17 protein-coding genes, 1 other RNA gene and 1 riboswitch are annotated in these 15,235 nt (G+C 71.1%); of the genes, 7 read left to right on the top strand and 11 right to left on the bottom strand.

Annotated elements, in window-relative coordinates; all coding sequences use genetic code 11:
- Nucleotides 1-15 precede the first annotated feature (15 nt).
- The 8 genes from cobO to MMF98_RS06900 all read right to left on the bottom strand — a co-directional run bounded on the left by cobO (nt 16) and on the right by MMF98_RS06900 (nt 7,973).
- The gene (gene cobO, locus MMF98_RS06935) at nt 16-585 is read right to left on the bottom strand and encodes a cob(I)yrinic acid a,c-diamide adenosyltransferase (RefSeq protein ID WP_243305507.1); all 570 of its coding nucleotides are present in this window, start codon (nt 583-585) and stop codon (nt 16-18) included.
- Nucleotides 586-607: 22 nt separating this feature from the next.
- Nucleotides 608-1,375: an ABC transporter ATP-binding protein gene (locus tag MMF98_RS06930; protein ID WP_243305506.1), complete on the bottom strand. Its 768-nt coding sequence runs from the start codon at nt 1,373-1,375 to the stop codon at nt 608-610.
- Nucleotides 1,372-2,409: a FecCD family ABC transporter permease gene (locus MMF98_RS06925; RefSeq protein ID WP_243305505.1), complete on the bottom strand. Its 1,038-nt coding sequence runs from the start codon at nt 2,407-2,409 to the stop codon at nt 1,372-1,374. Before MMF98_RS06925 ends, MMF98_RS06930 begins: the two co-directional genes overlap by 4 nt.
- The gene (locus MMF98_RS06920; RefSeq protein ID WP_243305504.1) at nt 2,406-3,290 is read right to left on the bottom strand and encodes an ABC transporter substrate-binding protein; all 885 of its coding nucleotides are present in this window, start codon (nt 3,288-3,290) and stop codon (nt 2,406-2,408) included. The genes MMF98_RS06925 and MMF98_RS06920 overlap by 4 nt, the downstream gene beginning before the upstream one ends.
- Nucleotides 3,287-3,886 carry a bifunctional adenosylcobinamide kinase/adenosylcobinamide-phosphate guanylyltransferase gene (gene cobU / locus MMF98_RS06915; RefSeq protein WP_243305503.1) on the bottom strand — a complete coding sequence of 200 codons (600 nt, stop codon included), beginning with the start codon at nt 3,884-3,886 and terminating at the stop codon, nt 3,287-3,289. The genes MMF98_RS06920 and cobU overlap by 4 nt, the downstream gene beginning before the upstream one ends.
- A complete protein-coding gene (locus tag MMF98_RS06910; RefSeq protein ID WP_243305502.1) occupies nt 3,876-4,688 on the bottom strand; it encodes an ABC transporter substrate-binding protein in 813 nt (270 codons plus the stop codon). The genes cobU and MMF98_RS06910 overlap by 11 nt, the downstream gene beginning before the upstream one ends.
- On the bottom strand, nt 4,685-6,031 hold the full coding sequence (locus MMF98_RS06905; protein ID WP_243305501.1) for a cobyrinic acid a,c-diamide synthase CobB: 1,347 nt from the start codon (nt 6,029-6,031) through the stop codon (nt 4,685-4,687). Before MMF98_RS06905 ends, MMF98_RS06910 begins: the two co-directional genes overlap by 4 nt.
- 133 nt (nt 6,032-6,164) lie before the next feature.
- Entirely contained in the window at nt 6,165-7,973 is a 1,809-nt protein-coding gene (locus tag MMF98_RS06900; protein ID WP_243305500.1) for a TonB-dependent receptor domain-containing protein, read from the bottom strand.
- 95 nt (nt 7,974-8,068) lie between these two features.
- A riboswitch (cobalamin riboswitch) is annotated at nt 8,069-8,306 on the bottom strand.
- 36 nt (nt 8,307-8,342) lie between these two features.
- On the opposite strand from MMF98_RS06900, the gene MMF98_RS06895 reads away from it, so the two are divergent.
- The 6 genes from MMF98_RS06895 to MMF98_RS06870 all read left to right on the top strand — a co-directional run bounded on the left by MMF98_RS06895 (nt 8,343) and on the right by MMF98_RS06870 (nt 11,394).
- Nucleotides 8,343-8,576 carry a cell division protein ZapB gene (locus MMF98_RS06895; RefSeq protein WP_243305499.1) on the top strand — a complete coding sequence of 78 codons (234 nt, stop codon included), beginning with the start codon at nt 8,343-8,345 and terminating at the stop codon, nt 8,574-8,576.
- On the top strand, nt 8,573-8,914 hold the full coding sequence (locus tag MMF98_RS06890) for a cell division protein ZapA (RefSeq protein WP_243305498.1): 342 nt from the start codon (nt 8,573-8,575) through the stop codon (nt 8,912-8,914). Before MMF98_RS06895 ends, MMF98_RS06890 begins: the two co-directional genes overlap by 4 nt.
- A gap of 54 nt (nt 8,915-8,968) precedes the next feature.
- Nucleotides 8,969-9,149, top strand: a non-coding RNA gene (gene ssrS, locus MMF98_RS06885) — 6S RNA.
- A gap of 49 nt (nt 9,150-9,198) precedes the next feature.
- Entirely contained in the window at nt 9,199-10,014 is an 816-nt protein-coding gene (locus tag MMF98_RS06880; RefSeq protein ID WP_243305497.1) for a sulfite exporter TauE/SafE family protein, read from the top strand.
- 91 nt (nt 10,015-10,105) lie between these two features.
- Nucleotides 10,106-11,065, top strand: coding sequence for a DnaJ C-terminal domain-containing protein (locus MMF98_RS06875; RefSeq protein ID WP_243305496.1), 960 nt, complete (start codon nt 10,106-10,108; stop codon nt 11,063-11,065).
- Between the two features lie 5 nt (nt 11,066-11,070).
- A complete protein-coding gene (locus MMF98_RS06870; RefSeq protein WP_243305495.1) occupies nt 11,071-11,394 on the top strand; it encodes a chaperone modulator CbpM in 324 nt (107 codons plus the stop codon).
- Between the two features lie 26 nt (nt 11,395-11,420).
- On the opposite strand, the gene MMF98_RS06865 is transcribed toward MMF98_RS06870, so the two are convergent.
- The gene (locus tag MMF98_RS06865) at nt 11,421-12,527 is read right to left on the bottom strand and encodes an AI-2E family transporter (RefSeq protein ID WP_243305494.1); all 1,107 of its coding nucleotides are present in this window, start codon (nt 12,525-12,527) and stop codon (nt 11,421-11,423) included.
- Between the two features lie 218 nt (nt 12,528-12,745).
- Between MMF98_RS06865 and MMF98_RS06860 the strand changes: the two genes are divergently transcribed.
- Complete coding sequence (locus tag MMF98_RS06860; protein WP_243305493.1) at nt 12,746-13,000, top strand: DUF6868 family protein; 255 nt, start codon at nt 12,746-12,748, stop codon at nt 12,998-13,000.
- A gap of 165 nt (nt 13,001-13,165) precedes the next feature.
- Here the strand turns inward: MMF98_RS06860 and MMF98_RS06855 are convergent, their stop codons facing one another.
- Both MMF98_RS06855 and prpF read right to left on the bottom strand, forming a co-directional pair.
- Entirely contained in the window at nt 13,166-14,026 is an 861-nt protein-coding gene (locus MMF98_RS06855; protein ID WP_243305492.1) for an isocitrate lyase/PEP mutase family protein, read from the bottom strand.
- 14 nt (nt 14,027-14,040) lie between these two features.
- The gene (prpF, locus tag MMF98_RS06850) at nt 14,041-15,234 is read right to left on the bottom strand and encodes a 2-methylaconitate cis-trans isomerase PrpF (protein ID WP_243305491.1); all 1,194 of its coding nucleotides are present in this window, start codon (nt 15,232-15,234) and stop codon (nt 14,041-14,043) included.
- Nucleotide 15,235: the final 1 nt, after the last annotated feature.

The following is a 15,235-nucleotide window of genomic DNA, read 5'->3' as shown; positions in this document are numbered from 1 at the left end:
CCGCATGATGCCGTATCAGTCCTCGATGCCGCGCTGCGCCGGGATGCCGGCGTTGAAGGCATGCTTGATCTTGGTCATCTCGGTCACCGTGTCGGCCAGCTCGATGATCTCGGGCGGGCAGCGCCGGCCGGTCAGCACCACGTGCACATCTTTGGGCCGCTCGCGCAGCGTGGCCAGCACCTCATCCAGGGGCAGCCAGCCGTAGATCAGCGGGTAGGTGATCTCGTCGAGCACCACCAGGAAATGCGCGCCGCCCAGGATGGTGGCGCGCGCCTTCTGCCAGCCGTCGCGCGCGAGCTGAGCCGAGTGCTCCAGGTCCTGGCTCTTCCACGAAAAGCCGTCGCCCAGCCCCTCGATCGGGATGCCGATCTGCTCGAACATGCGGTGCTCGCCGAAGCGCGCCGTGGGCACCTTCATGAACTGGTAGATCTTCACGGCCTTGCCGCGGCCATGGGCGCGCAGCGCGAGGCCAAAGGCGGCCGTGCTCTTGCCCTTGCCGTCGCCGGTGTTGACGATGACTAGGCCGCGGCGCTCGCCTTCCGGCTTCTCGTAGGGCTTGGTGCTGGGCGGGGTTTCGATCTGCATGGGGAAATCCTTGGAAGGTGTCTCAGGGGCGCGGTAAAGCCACCCAGTGGTCGTCGACGCGGCGCACGGCCAGGCGCTGGTCGAACACGGCTTCGAGCGCGCGGTGCGTGGCCGCATCGGCGCAGGCGCCCTGGTGCACGACGCGGCCCGCCGCCATGATGACCATCTCATCGGCCTGCAGCGCCAGCGAGCTTTCGTGCAGCACGCTGACCACGGTGCGGCCCTCGGCCACCAGCGCGCGCACCGTGAGCAGCCAGTCGGCCTGGTGCGGCGGGTCGAGGTTGGCCAGCGGCTCGTCCATCAGCAGCACCTCGGCCTCGACCGCCAGCGCGCGCGCCAGCAGCACGCGCTGGCGCTCGCCGCCCGAGAGCTGGCCCAGCGGCCGGGCGCGCCAGTCCCAGGCCTGGGTGGTGCGCAGCGCGCGCTCCACGGCGGCGCGGTCGGCGGCGCTGGGCGCGGCCAGCCAGGGCTGGTGCGGCAGGCGGCCGAGCATGGCCACGTCGTAGGCCGTGAGGTCCTCGGCCGAGCCTTCGTTCTGGCCCAGCCAGGCGAGCTGGCGCGCACGCCGGCGCGCCGGCAGCGCGGCCAGCGGCTGGCCGAGCAGCGCCACCTCGCCGTGGTGCGGCAGCAGGCCGGCCAGGGCCTTGAGCAGGGTCGACTTGCCCGCCCCGTTGGGGCCGACGATGCAGCTCCAGCGGCCCGCGGGCAGGTCCAGGTCGATGCCGTGCAGCACCTCGGCCTGGCCGAGCGAGGCGCGCAGGCCGCGGGCCTGGAGGGCGGGCGGCCTCACAGCAGCGCCCCCCCGCGGCCGCGCCGGTGCATGAGCCACAGCAGGTAGCTGCCGCCGAGCACGGCCGTGAGCACGCCCACGGGCAGCTCCTGGGGCGCGATCAGCCAGCGCGACAGCAGATCGGCCGCCATCAGCAGCAGTCCGCCCATCAGGCCGCTGAGCAGCAGCAGGCGGTCATGCGTGGTCTTGACGATGGAGCGCACCAGGTGCGGCGCCGCCAGGCCGACGAAGCCCACCAGCCCGGTCTGCGCCACCGCGGTGCCGGTGGCCAGCGCCAGCACCACCACCAGCGCCACGCGCAGGCGCGCCAGCGGCAGGCCCAGGCTGCGCGCGGTGGCCTCGCCCAGCGTCAGGCCGTCGAGCACGGGGCTGAGCACCCAGCCCGCGACGCTGCAGGCCAGCCAGGTCGCCAGCATCAGCAGGCAGCCCTCCCAGCCGACGAAGCCGGTGCTGCCCAGCATGAAGCCCTGCAGCGCCTGCAGGATGTCGGGCACGCTCAGCGCCACCAGGTCCTTGATGGCGCCCAGCACGAAGCCCACGATCACGCCGGCCAGCAGCAGCCGCAGCGTGTGCTGCACGCCCTTGGCGAGCGTGAGCGTGAGCACCACGCCGGCCACCGCGCCCAGGAAGGCCGCGCCCGTGAGTTCGAGCCGCACCAGCCACTGCATGGCGAACGGCGAGACGCCGAACAGCGCGAGCGCCACGGCCACGCCCAGGGTGGCCCCCGAGGCGCTGCCCAGCAGGAAGGGATCGGCCAGCGGGTTGCGGAACAGCCCCTGCGCCACTGCGCCCGCCAGCCCCAGCAGCGCGCCGGCCACCCAGGCGCCCAGCGTGCGCGGCAGCCGGATGTCCCAGACGATCTGCCAGGCCACCGGGTCGTGCCGGGCGCGCAGCACGCTTTCGAAGCCGGTGCTGCCGATGCCCGCGCCCAGCATCAGCAGGGCGCCGCCGAGCGCCAGCAGCGCCAGCGCCAGGGCCCATGCGCGGCGCGCCGAGGCATGGACGATGTCGGCCGGGGCCGTGCGGTGCGTCATGGCGCCCGGGCTCCGCCCTTGTCCTGCAGGCAGCGCGCCATGATGCGTGCGGACTCGGCCATGCGCGGGCCGGGCCGCACCAGCACGTCGGACTGCTCGGCCGTGAAGACGCAGACGCGCTGCTCGCGGATCGCGCGGATGCCGCCCCAGCCCGGGCGCTGGGCGAGGCCTTGCGCGTTGCGCTCGCCGATCATGATGAGGTCGGGGTTGGCACGCACCACGAACTCGGGGTTGAGCTTGGGAAACGGCCCGAGCTCGGGCGGCACGATGTTGCGCACGCCCAGGCGCGTCATGATCTCGCCGATGAACGAGCTCTCGCCCGCGCCATAGGGGCCGCGGCTGACCTCGTAGTACACGCGCAGCCGGCGCACCTCGGGCGGCAGCGACTGCGCCGCGGCCGAGACGCTGGCGTCGATCACGCGCCACACGCGCTGGGCGTCGGGCACGTCCAGCACCTGGCCGACCTTGCCGAGCACGCGCCGCACGTCGGCGCCACTCTTGGGTTCGAGCGCCACCACCTTGAGGCCCAGCGCCTCCAGCCGCTGTGCGCCGCGCGAGGAGGTGGCCATCAGCACCAGATCGGGCTTGAGCGCGACGATGGCCTCGATGTTGGGGTCGATGCCGCCGCCCACCTGGGGCAGCGCGCGCACCGAGGCCGGGTGGTTGGAGTAGCGGTCCACGCCCACCAGGCGCGCACAGGCGCCGAGTTCGCACACGGTCTCGGTCAGCGAGGGCAGCACGCTCACGATGCGCTGCGGCGCGCGCTCGAAGCGCACGGTCACGCCGCGGTCGTCGGTCACCTCCAGCGCCTGCGCGCGCAGGGCTGCGCCCAGCAACAGCAGCAGCACCGTCCAGGCCAGCCGCCGGGGTCTTGCGATCATGCCTCGTCCTTCAGTGTGAGCGGCAGTCCGGCCGCCATCAAGGTCACGCGCGCGCAGCGCTGCGCCACGTCCTGGTTGAGCCGGCCCAATGCATCGACGTAGGCCCGCACCTCGCGCCCGAGTGGCACCACGCCCAGCCCGATCTCGTTGCTGACCAGCACCACGGGGCCGGCGGCCGCGCCGATTGCTTCCAAAAACATAGCAACCGATGACCGCTGCGCCTGGACCTGCGGCCGATTTGATTCAAAATCTGCGCCCTCGCCGGCCGGCATCAGCCAATTGGTGAGCCAGAGCGTGAGGCAGTCCACCAGCACCAGCGTGTCGGCGCGGCTGTGCTCGCGCAGCGCCTCGGCCAGATGCAGCGGCGCCTCCACCGTGGCCATACCGGGCAGGCGCTCGGCCCGGTCCTGGCGATGGCGCGCGATGCGCTCGCGTATCTCGGCGTCCCAGGGCTGCGCCGTGGCGATGAACACGGCGCGGTGCACGGGCGACTGCGCGAGCCAGGCGGCCGCCAGCTCTTCGGCGCGGCGCGACTTGCCGCTGCGCTGGCCGCCAAGGACCAGTTCGCTGCGGACGACGGCGCGCTCAGCGTCCATGCCTGTCGCTCCAGTCCACGACGATACGGTGCAGTTGCTCCACGCCGTCGCTCAGCGCAGCCGGGCCGGGCTGCAGGATGTCGGCCGACTTGATCTCGTGCAGCTCGCCGTGCCGGACCGCGGCCACGTCCTGCCAGCCCGCGCGTGCCGCCACCTTCTCGGGCCGGAACTTCTTGCCGCACCAGGAGCCAATGATGATGTCGGGGTTGCGCCGCACGATCTCGGCACCGTCGGCGATGATGCGCTGCTTGCCCAGGGGCTCGCGCGCGAGTTCGGGAAAGCAGTCGTCGCCGCCGGCGATGCCCAGCAGCTCCGAGACCCAGGCGATGGCGCTGATGTGCGGCTCGTCCCACTCCTCGAAGAACACGCGCGGGCGGCGCGGCAGAGTTGCGGCCGCCATGCGGATGGCGTCCAGCCGCGCCTGCAGGGCCGCGATGCGCGCCAGCCCCTGTTCGGCCTGGCCCACCATGGCCGCCACCTGGTACAGCATGGAGAAGATCTGCGCCACGCTGCGCTGGTTGAACACCGTGACCTGCACCCCGTGGCGGATGAGCTGGCTCGCGATGTCGGCCTGCAGGTCCGAAAAACCGAACACGCAATCGGGCTCCAGCGCCAGGATCTTGTCGATCTTGGCGCTCAGGAAGGCGCTGACCTTGGGCTTCTCGTCGCGCGCGCGGCGCGGCCGCACGGTGTAGCCCGAGATGCCGACGATGCGGCGCTCTTCGCCCAGCAGGTAGAGCCACTCGGTGGTCTCTTCCGTGAGGCAGACGATGCGCTGCGGGCCCAGGCTGGCCGTGCTCATGCCACACCCCCGGCACTGAACAGCCGCGCCACCAGGGCCGGGTTCGAGGGAAAGTAGGCGTGGAAATAGCTCGCGCGCACCGGGCCTTGCACATAGAGCGCCTCGCCCTCACCCGCTGCGTTCGGTGCGCCCGGCCGGCGGCTGCGCGCAGCGGGCCGCAGCGCCGTCTCGCAGCGCGAGTAGTGGAAGGTGTGGCCGCGCAGCGCCTGGCCGTCCAGGTCGAGTTGCTGCGGCCCGAGGGCGGCCAGGCGTTGCTGCATGGTGACGCGGCCCGGCAGCAGGCCCCACATTGCGTGCACGGTGCCGTCGGCCGTGGCCAGTTGTTCAAAGAGCGCCATCATGCCACCGCATTCGGCCCAGATGGGCCGGCCCTGCGTCGCATGCGCCCGCAGGCTGTCGCACAGGCCGTGGTTGGCGCCCAGGGCCGCGGCATGCAGTTCGGGGTAGCCGCCGGGCAGCCAGACGGCATCGCAGGGCGGCAGCGCCGCATCGGCCAGCGGCGAGAAGAACACCAGTTGCGCGCCCAGCGCGCGCAGGCAGTCCAGGTTGGCCGCATAGAGAAAACAGAAAGCTGCATCGCGCGCCACCGCAATCGTGGTGCCGACCAGCGGCGCATCGACGGGCGCTGCAGTGGGAACAGCGGGTGCAGGGAACTCGACGCCCCAGTCTTGCAGTTCAGCCACGCCCATGCGCCCCAGCGGCGTGGCCGCCAGCGCGTCGGCGGCGGCATCGAGCCGCGCCAGCGCGTCGCCCACCTCCGACGCGGCCACCAGGCCCAGGTGGCGTTCGGGCAACGAGAGCGCCGGGTTGCGCATCAGCGCCCCCCGCCATTGATCGGGTTCGCGCAGGCCCTCCTGCAGCATCTGCGCGTGGCGCTCGCTGGCCACGCGGTTGGCCAGCACGCCGGCCCAGCGCAGGCCGGGCCGGTAGTGCTGCAGCCCGTAGGCCAGCGCGCCGAAGGTGCCGGCCATGGCCGAGGCATCGATCACGGCCAGCACCGGCAGGCCGAAGCGCTGCGCCAGGTCGGCCGCGCTCGGCGTGCCGTCGAACAGGCCCATCACGCCTTCGATGACGATCAGGTCGGCCTCCTGCGCCGCCGCATGCAGGCGCGCCATGCAGTCGGCCTCGCCGGTCATCCACAGGTCGAGCTGATGCACCGGTGCGCCGCTGGCCAGCGCGAGCCAGTGCGGGTCCAGGAAGTCCGGCCCGCACTTGAAGACGCGCACGCGCCGCCCCTGGCGCGCATGCAGCCGCGCCAGCGCGGCCGCCACCGTGGTCTTGCCCTGGCCGGAGGCCGGGGCCGCCACGAGCACGGCCGGGCAGCATGCAGTGATGGAGCTCATGCCACAAGCCTACTGCGCAACGAGGCCCAGCCGGGGAACGCCGCGGAACCGGCTTCGCCGGGCCGCTGGCGTTGCCCCCGGCAGGGGGGAGGCGCAGCGCGCACCGTGCGCGCAGCCTGGGGGCGAGCCACGGTTACTGAGGAGCCCACTTCAGGCCGACATACAAGGTGCGGCCCGCGGTGGCGTAGGTGTTGGCAAGCTGGTAGGTCTTGTCGGCCAGGTTGTCCACACGCGCCAGCAGCGTCCAGTCCTTGGCCAGGCGGGTGCTGGCGCTCAGGTTGATCAGGCTGTAGCCGCCCAGCACCGTGGTGTTGGCCACGTTGTCGTAGCGCTTGCCCGAGAGCTGCGCCTCGGCGCCCAGCAGCCAGTTGCCCACGCGCGTGTCGGCGCCCAGCGTGGCGTGCTGGCGCGAGCGGCGCGCGAGCTGCTTGCCGGTGTCGAGGTCACGCGGGTTCTGCACGTCGAGCGAGGCGCGCAGGCTCACGCCGGCCAGCTGGTAGCCGCCCGAAAAGGTCATGCCTTCGTACTCGGCGCGCGCGGTGTTGGCGTAGCAGCCGAAGGACGACTGGCAGGTGCCCGCGCCCACGAAGCTGATGAGGTCGCTGACCCGGTTGCGGTAGGCCACCACGCCGAAGCTGCTGCTGCCCTGCGCATAGCGCAGCCCGAACTCGACGTTGCGGCTCGACTCGGGGCGCAGGCTGGACACGCCATAGATGCTGAAGCGCTGGTACAGCGTGGGCGCGCGGAAGGCGTTGCCCACCGAGGCCGTGGCGCGCCAGCCCGGCGCGAAGGCGTAGCCATAGGCCAGGCTGCCGGTGTTCTTGCCGCCGAACTCGCTGTCCTGGTCGTGCCGCAGGTTCACCTGGACGGTGTGCTGCTGATAGGTGTAGCCATAGCCCAGCGCCAGCGCGTCCTGCGAGCGCTTGCGGTCGATCGGGGCGTTCTCCAGGCGGTCCTCGCGGCGCTCGAGCGCGGCGGTGACCAGGTGCGCGCCCAGGCGGATCTCGTTCTGGAACAGGTAGTTGCGCAGCCGGGTGATGGACAGGTAGGGCGACGGCGTGGTCTCGTAGAGCTCGCGCGATTCGGACACGCTGACCTTGCTGCTCCAGACCTCGGACCATTGCGACTGCCAGTTCAGGCCCATGGCCTGCAGCTTGTGGTGGTTGCGGTCATCCAGCTTGAGCGAGTTGTCGTACTGCGAGTTCAGGTCGTTGGCCAGCAGCGTGGCGTCGAGCTTCTGCGTCGGGCTCAGGCGCAAGCCCAGGCGCGCATTGCCCGAGGTGCTGCGAAAGCCGTCGCGGTCCGGGTTCATGGTGGGGATGGGACGCGCGTTGAAGCCGTCGCTGCTGTCGCGCGCCACGCCCACCGAGTAGTCGAAGTCGCCCTGGCTGCCGCTGAAGCCCGCCTCGAGGCGCCGGGTGCCGAGCGAGCCCAGCCCCAGGCCGACGTAGGGCGCGAAAGCGCCCTCGCCCTTCTTCGTGAACAGCTGGATCACGCCGCCGAGCGCGTCGGAGCCGTAGACCGCTGCAGCCGGGCCGCGCAGCACCTCGATGCGGTCGATCAGCGCCAGCGGAATGCTCTCCCAGGCCGCGCCGCCGGTGGACTGGGTGTCGATGCGGATGCCGTCGATGTAGACCGCGGTGAAGCGCGACTCGGCGCCGCGCACGAACACGCTGGTGGTGGTGCCGGGGCCGCCGTTGCGCGAGATCTCGATGCCGGGCACGCGGGCCAGCACGTCGGCCACGCCGGTGACGCCGCTGCGCTCGATGGTCTCGCGGTCGATGATGGACACGTCGGCCACCAGGTCCGACAGCGGCTGCGCCACGCGGGTGGCGGTGACCACGGTTTCCTTGAGGGCGGATGAGGAGGACTGGGCCTGTGCGGACCAGGGCAGCGCGCAGCTCAGGGGCAGCGCAAGCGCGGCCAGGCGCGCGGGGGACATGCGGATTGTCATGGGTAGAAGCATCAACAGAATACCCTTGCCGGCTTCCCCGCCGGCGTGTGGGCGTCAAGGCCGCCGCCTCTCTCGCGAGAGGACGTGCGGCCACCTTGTTGGCCGGTATCCGGGCTGGCGGAGCGATTCCCATCGCCTTCCCAGGCGCTTGTTCAGGACGCCCAGTGGCTGGATGATGGAAACGGAATCAGGCGATTCGTCCGCTTGACCGTTGCGGGGGCAGCGCAGGTTGGGTCGGCCCTGGACGGGCTCTCTCTCCTGCTTCCCGTTGAACTGCGGCATGTGAACCACACCGCGAGCACCAACAGCGCTGATTCTAAGTTGAAATCTGTCACAAACCCTACAATCAAACACTGTATGGCCCAATCGTCCCAAATCGACCGGATTGCCGAACGCGTGGAACGCCTGCTCGTTCGCTACGAGGAACTGCAGCGCACCAACGCCCTGCTGGCCGAGCAGGTGGAGGTGCTGACGCACGAGCGCGATTCGCTCAAGTCGCGCCTCAGCGCCGCGCGCACCCGGGTCGAGGCCCTGCTGGAGCGCCTGCCCGAAGCGGCGGCCGGCCCCGCGCCGCAGAAAGACCCGGCATGAAGCAGCTCGAGGTCCAGATCATGGGGCAGAGCTACCTGCTGGGCTGCCCCGAGGGCGGCGAGTCCCGGCTGCTGGAAGCCGTGGAGAAGGTCGACTCGGCCATGTGCCGCATCCGCGACGCGGGCAAGGTCAAGGCGCGCGACCGCATCGCGGTGCTGGCGGCGCTCAATCTCGCGTTCGACCTGTCCGACCGCAACGCGGGCTTCCAGGCCTCGGGCTTCGGCAGCGCCGAGCCCCTGCCGCTGGGGAGCGCGGACGACGGCAGCACCGATCCGCGCCTGGCCGCGCTGCTGCAGCGGCTGGACAACGCGCTGGGCGGCGACGGCCGCCTGCTCTGACTGCGCCATCGCGCCGGCCCCGCCTTCGCGTGGCGTCCCGAGCGCCTACAATGGAGGCGTCTGCAGTGCACGCCGGGCTTTATATTTCCTTGAACCAATGCTCTTAGAGCCCGGGCTTGGTACATCACCTGATGAGCGTGATCGTCTCGCGTCAGATGAACCCAACGTCAGGTTGCCCTCGCCCACCTGAACCCCCGGTTCAGGATGCCGGTCCGGTGGCACTTGCAGACACCTATCCTGTCGCGCCTCGCGCAGCGGCGCCACCCGCAGTAGAACAACAATCCATGAATCTCGAACCCCAGCTCATCATCGAACTCGCCCTGCTGGGCATTGGCACGGGCTTTCTCGCAGGCCTGCTGGGCATCGGCGGCGGCATGCTGATGGTGCCTTTCATCACGCTCATCATGTCGGCGCGCGGCGTCGGCCCCGACCTCGCGGTCAAGATGGCGATCGCCACCTCGATGGCCACCATCATCTTCACGTCCATCTCCAGCGTGCGCGCGCACCACAAGCGCGGCGCGGTGCGCTGGGACCTGGTCAAGGGCCTGGCGCCCGGCATCGTGATCGGCAGCATCGTCGGTAGCCTGGGCGTGTTCGCGCTGCTCAAGGGCTCGTACCTGGCCATCTTCTTCGGCCTGTTCGTGGGCTTCTCGGCCACGCAGATGTTCCTCGACAAGAAGCCCAAGCCCACGCGCCAGATGCCCGGCACCGCGGGCCAGCTCGGCGCGGGCGGCTTCATCGGCTTCCTCTCGGGCCTGGTCGGCGCGGGCGGCGGCTTCATCAGCGTGCCGTTCATGACCTGGTGCAACGTGGCCATCCACAACGCGGTGGCCACCAGCGCGGCGCTGGGCTTTCCCATCGCGCTGGCCAACGTGCTGGGCTACATCATCAGCGGCCAGTCGGTGCAAGGCCTGCCGGCGGGCTCGTTCGGCTACATCTGGCTGCCGGCCCTCGCGGTGATCGCCGTCTTCAGCGTGTTCACCGCGCCGCTGGGCGCCAAGGCCGCGCACAGCCTGCCCGTGGGCAAGCTCAAGCGCGTGTTCGCGAGCATCCTGTACGTGCTGGCCGCCTACATGTTCTATAAGGGCCTGCGCGGCTGAGCCCCCGCGCGGCATGGCCATGCCGCGCACCCCCATCCCGGTATGATGGACCACGCGGGCCATCGCGGCCTGCTGCGCTACCGGGGCTCCCATGGAATTCAAGGACTACTACGCCACCCTCGGCGTCGAACGCGCGGCAACGGAAGACGACGTGCGCAAGGCGTACCGCCGGCTGGCGCGCAAATACCATCCCGACGTCAGCAAGGAAGCCGACGCCGAAGCGCGCATGCGCGACCTCAATGAAGCCTACGACGTGCTGCGCGACCCGGAAAAGCGCGCGGCCTACGACGGCTTGGCCGACCGCGTCGCGCGCGGCGGCGACCCGCAGGGCGACTTCCAGCCGCCGCCGGGCTGGGACCAGGGCTTCGAGTTCCACCGCGGGCCGGGCGCGGGGCCGGCCGACCATGCCGACTTCAGCGAGTTCTTCTCCTCGGTGTTCGGCGCGGCAGAACGCCGCGGCGCCGCCCGGCACAACCCCCGGGCGCGCGGCGAAGACCATCATGCGGCCATCGAGATCACGCTGGAAGACGCGCTGGCCGGCGCCGAGCGCGAGATCAGCCTGCAGTCGGTCGAGCCCGACGCCGAGGGCCGCTTCGCCCGGCGCACCCGCACGCTGCAGGTGAAGATTCCGCCGGGCGTGCATCCCGGCCAGTACATCCGCCTGGCGGGCCAGGGCATGCCCGGCAGCGGCGGCGAACCGGCCGGCGACCTGTACCTGGAGGTGCGGATCGCGCCGCACCCGCGCTGGCGCATCGAGGGCCGCGACCTCTACATGAACCTGCCGGTCACGCCGACCGAGGCGGCCCTGGGCGCGCAGGTGCAGGTGCCCACGCCGACCGGCGGCGTGGTGGAGGTGAGCGTGCCCGCCCGGGCGCGCGGCGGCATGAAGCTGCGCCTCAAGGAGCGCGGCTTTCCCGGCAAGCCGCCGGGCCACCTGTACCTGCTGCTGGAGATCGCGCTGCCGCCGGCCGACAGCGATGCCGCCCAGGCCGCCTACCGCCAGCTGGCGCAGGCCGCCCCCTTCAATCCGCGCAGCCATCTGGGAGTGTGACCGCCATGCACCCTGTCTCCGTCACCACCACCGTCGTGTCGGCCAGCGCATCGATCGATGCCGGCGACCTCGCCCACGCCTGCGGCGCCGACATCGGCTGGATCGTCCAGCTGGTCGAACTCGGCATCGTCGAGGCCCCTGCTGCTGCCACGCCGCCCGAGCAATGGCGCTTCCACGACACCGACCTGCAGCGCGCGCTCGATGCGCGCCGGCTGGAGCGCGACTTCGGCATGGCCCTGGACAGCGCCGCGCTGGTGCTCGACCTACGTGCCGAGGTGCGGCGGCTCAAAGCCCTGCTGCGGGCGCACGGCCTGCACGACGGGCGCTGAATACACCGGAACCTCCCGGCCCGGCATCAGCGGTCGTCGCGCACGGGCGGCGCCGCAGGCCGCACGGCCGCCGCGGCCTGTCCCGGGCTGATGCCATACAGCCACTCGCGCCAGATCGCCACCAGCAGCGCCATCAGCACCGGCCCCACGAACAGGCCGACCAGCCCCAGGGTCTTGACCCCGCCGACCAGGCCGAAGAAGGTGGGCAGGAACGGCAGCTTCACCGGCCCGCCCACCAGGCGCGGGCGCAGCGTCTTGTCGACGATGAACAGCTCCACCGCGCCCCAGACGAACAGGCCCGCCCCCGCCGCCGCGTGCCCCGAGCCGACGAGGTAGAGCGACACCAGCGTGAACGACAGCGGCGCGCCGCCGGGAATCAGCGCCATCAGCCCCGTGGCCGCCCCGAGCAGCACTGGCGACGGCACGCCCGCGACCCAGTACGCCAGGCCCAGCACCACGCCCTCGCCCAGCGCGATCAGGCCCATGCCGGTGACGGTGGCGCTCACGGTGGCGGGCACCACGCGCGAGAAATGCTGCCAGCGCAGCGGCAGCACCCGCTCGCCCACCACGTCGAGCTGCGCGGCGATGCGCGCGCCGTCCTTGTAGACGAAGAACAGAGTGATCAGCATGAACAGCATCGTCAGCGCCAGGTTGAACAGATTGCCGGTGGCGGCCAGCAGCGTGCGGTAGATGTTGCCCACGTGCTGCCCGCTGAGAAGCTGGATCCACTCGCCCAGCGCTCCGGGCTCGCCCAGGTGCTCGCGCCAGTAGGTAGCCAGCCGCTCGCCCGCCAGCGGCAGCGCCTCGATCCAGCGCGGCACGGGCGCGCCGTTGCGGTTGGCCTCGAGCAGCCAGGTGACGTAGCTGCCGGCCTCCTGCAGCGCATAGTGCAGCGCCAGCGTGAGCGGCACGACCAGCACGACCACCACGAGGAGCAATGCCAGGCTCGCCGCCAGCGTGGTGTTGCCGCGGCACCGCGCCACGCCGCGCCGGTACAGCGGCCAGCTCGCGAACCCGATGATCAGCGCGGCCAGCACCGGGACGAGGAATCCCCGGAAGAAATAGACCCCGGCGGCCAGGAGCAGGAGCAGAAGGCCGCGGGCGACGAGGGGAGCATGCAGGACAGGAGGCATAGGGAAATTTTGGCATGAGGCGCGTGCCGCCCGGCCGACCTGCGCGCTGCGGCGCCACTGGCGCCGACCCGGCGACGCGGTTTTGCCCCTCCGCCGCCGGGCCGCGCCGGCCCGCAGGCGCACAATGCACTCAGGCCGCGGCCCCGGGATCCAGCGCAGGCACCAGGCGACCGAATGCGCCCGACGCTTTCGCCCTCCGCGGCCAAGGAGAACGCCCCATGACTCTTCAGTCCGCCCGCGATTTTCTGCTGTGGTGCCTCGTCCTCAACTACGCCATCCTGCTGCTGTGGTTCATCGCATTCCGGTTCGCTCATGCCTGGCTGTTCGAGTGGCACGGCCGGTGGTTTCGCCTGTCGGTGGAGCAGTTCGACCGCCTCCACTACGCCGGCATGACGCTGTACAAGGTTGGCATTCTCCTGCTCAACCTCGTGCCCTTTCTGGCCCTGTGCCTCCTGGGCAGCGCGGGCCGTTGACGGCGCGCGGCCGCGGCCCGGCGCGATGCAGGGACGTCATGCGAAAACCTCCCCTGCTCCTTCGGCCAGACCAGGCACAGACCCGGGTTGGCACCCAGAATGCTATATTTTCAATAGCAACAGATGACCACCCGACGCGGACATCGGGCCTATTTTCCTTCAAATTCAGGTGTAGCGGCGCTCCAGCGCATCCCACTCGGGCTTGCCCACCAGCCGCTGGCGCTCGGCGAAGGGCGTGACCAGCGCCGGGTCTTCGTCCAGGCGTTTCGTGTCGCGCAGCACGGTCAGCGCCTTGCTCATGCCGGCCACGGCGCCCTGCAGCGCCGCGTTGGCATACAGCACGATGCCGTAGCCCAGGCCACCCAGTTCTTCGGCGCTGAAGATCGGCGTCCTGCCGCCGATCACCATGTTCATGAGCTGGGGTTTGCGCAGGCGCTGCGGCAGCGCTCGGATTTCGTCGGCCGTGGTCACGGCCTCGACGAACAGGATGTCGGCGCCGGCTTCGCTGAACTTTTGCGCGCGCTCGACGGCGGCCTCGAAGCCGTGCACGGCGGCGGCGTCGGTGCGCGCCATGATGAGCAGGTCGGCGTCCTGGCGCGCATCGGCGGCGGCCTTGATCTTGCTCACCGCCTCCTCGGTGGAGATGACTTCCTTGCCCGAGAAATGGCCGCAGCGCTTGGGCGCCACCTGGTCCTCGAACTGGATGCAGTCGGCGCCGGCGCGCTCCAGCGTGCGCACCGTGTGGCGCACGTTGAGCGCGTTGCCGAAGCCGGTGTCGGCGTCCACGATCAGCGGCAGGGCCACGGCGTCGCGGATGCGTGCCGTGTGGTCGGCGATCTCGGCCAGGCCCATGAAGCCCTGGTCGGGCAGGCCGAACCACATGTTGGTGACGCCGGCGCCGGTGATGTAGATCGCCTCGAAACCGAGGTCTTCGATGACCTTGGCCGACAGCGCGTTGAACGCGCCGGGCACCAGCACGCCGCGGCGGGCCTCGGCCAGGGATTTGAGTTGCTTGCGAGTCGACATGTCGTTTCCTGTGTTCAGAAGCTGTTGCCGGGGACGCGCACCCAGCCTTCCATCAGCACGCGCACGCTGCGGCTCATGACGGCCTTGGTCACTTTCCATTCGCCGCCATCCTGTACGGCTTCGGCACCCACGCGCAGGGTGCCCGAGGGGTGGCCGAAGCGCACGGCGCTGCGCGCGCCGCCGCCGGCCGCCAGATTCACCAGCGTGCCCGGAATCGCCGCGGCCGTGCCGATGGCCACCGCGGCCGTGCCCATCATCGCGTGGTGCAGCTTGCCCATGGACAGCGCGCGCACCAGCAGGTCCACGTCGCCGGCGGCGATCGGCTTGCCGCTGGATGCGGTATAGGCCTTCGGCGGGGCGACGAAGGCGACCTTGGGCGTGTGCTGGCGCGTGGCCGCCTCGCCCAGGTGTTGGATCAGGCCCATGCGCAGGGCGCCGTGGGCGCGGATGGCCTCGAAGCGGGCCAACGCCTGGGCGTCGCCGTTGATCGCCTCCTGCAGCTCGGTGCCGGTGCAGCCGACGGCCTCGGCATCGACGAAGATGGTCGGGATGCCCGCGTTGATCAGCGTGGCCTTGAAGGTGCCAACGCCAGGGACCTCGAGGTCGTCCACCAGCCGGCCGGTCGGGAACATCGCGCCGCCCTCGCCTTCCTCGGCCGGGTCCATGAACTCCAGCTGCACCTCGGCCGCCGGGAACGTGACGCCGTCGAGCTCGAAGTCGCCGGTTTCCTGCACTGCGCCCTCGGTGATCGGCACATGGGCGATGATGGTCTTGCCGATGTTGGCCTGCCAGATGCGCACGGTGCACAGGCCGTTGCGCGGAATCCGTTGCGCCTCGACCAGGCCGTTGCTGATGGCGAACGGGCCCACGGCGGCCGAGAGGTTGCCGCAGTTGCCGCTCCAGTCCACGAAGGGCTGATCGATCGAGACCTGGCCGAACAGGTAGTCCACGTCGTGGCCGGGCCGGCTGCTTTTGGCGAGGATCACCGTCTTGCTGGTGCTCGAGGTGGCGCCGCCCATGCCGTCGGTCTGCTTGCCGTAGGGGTCGGGGCTGCCGATCACGCGCAGCAGCAGCGCGTCGCGCGCCGGGCCGGGCACCTGGCAGGCCTCGGGCAGGTCCTGCAGGCGGAAGAACACGCCCTTGCTGGTGCCGCCGCGCAGGTAGGCGGCGGGGATCCTGATTTGCGGTGGATGCAGTGCGGCAGGCATG

It is taken from the genome of Variovorax terrae (genome assembly GCF_022809125.1).
GTDB classification, from domain to species: domain Bacteria; phylum Pseudomonadota; class Gammaproteobacteria; order Burkholderiales; family Burkholderiaceae_C; genus Variovorax_A; species Variovorax_A terrae.
This window is presented reverse-complemented; position numbering and strand designations above follow the sequence as displayed.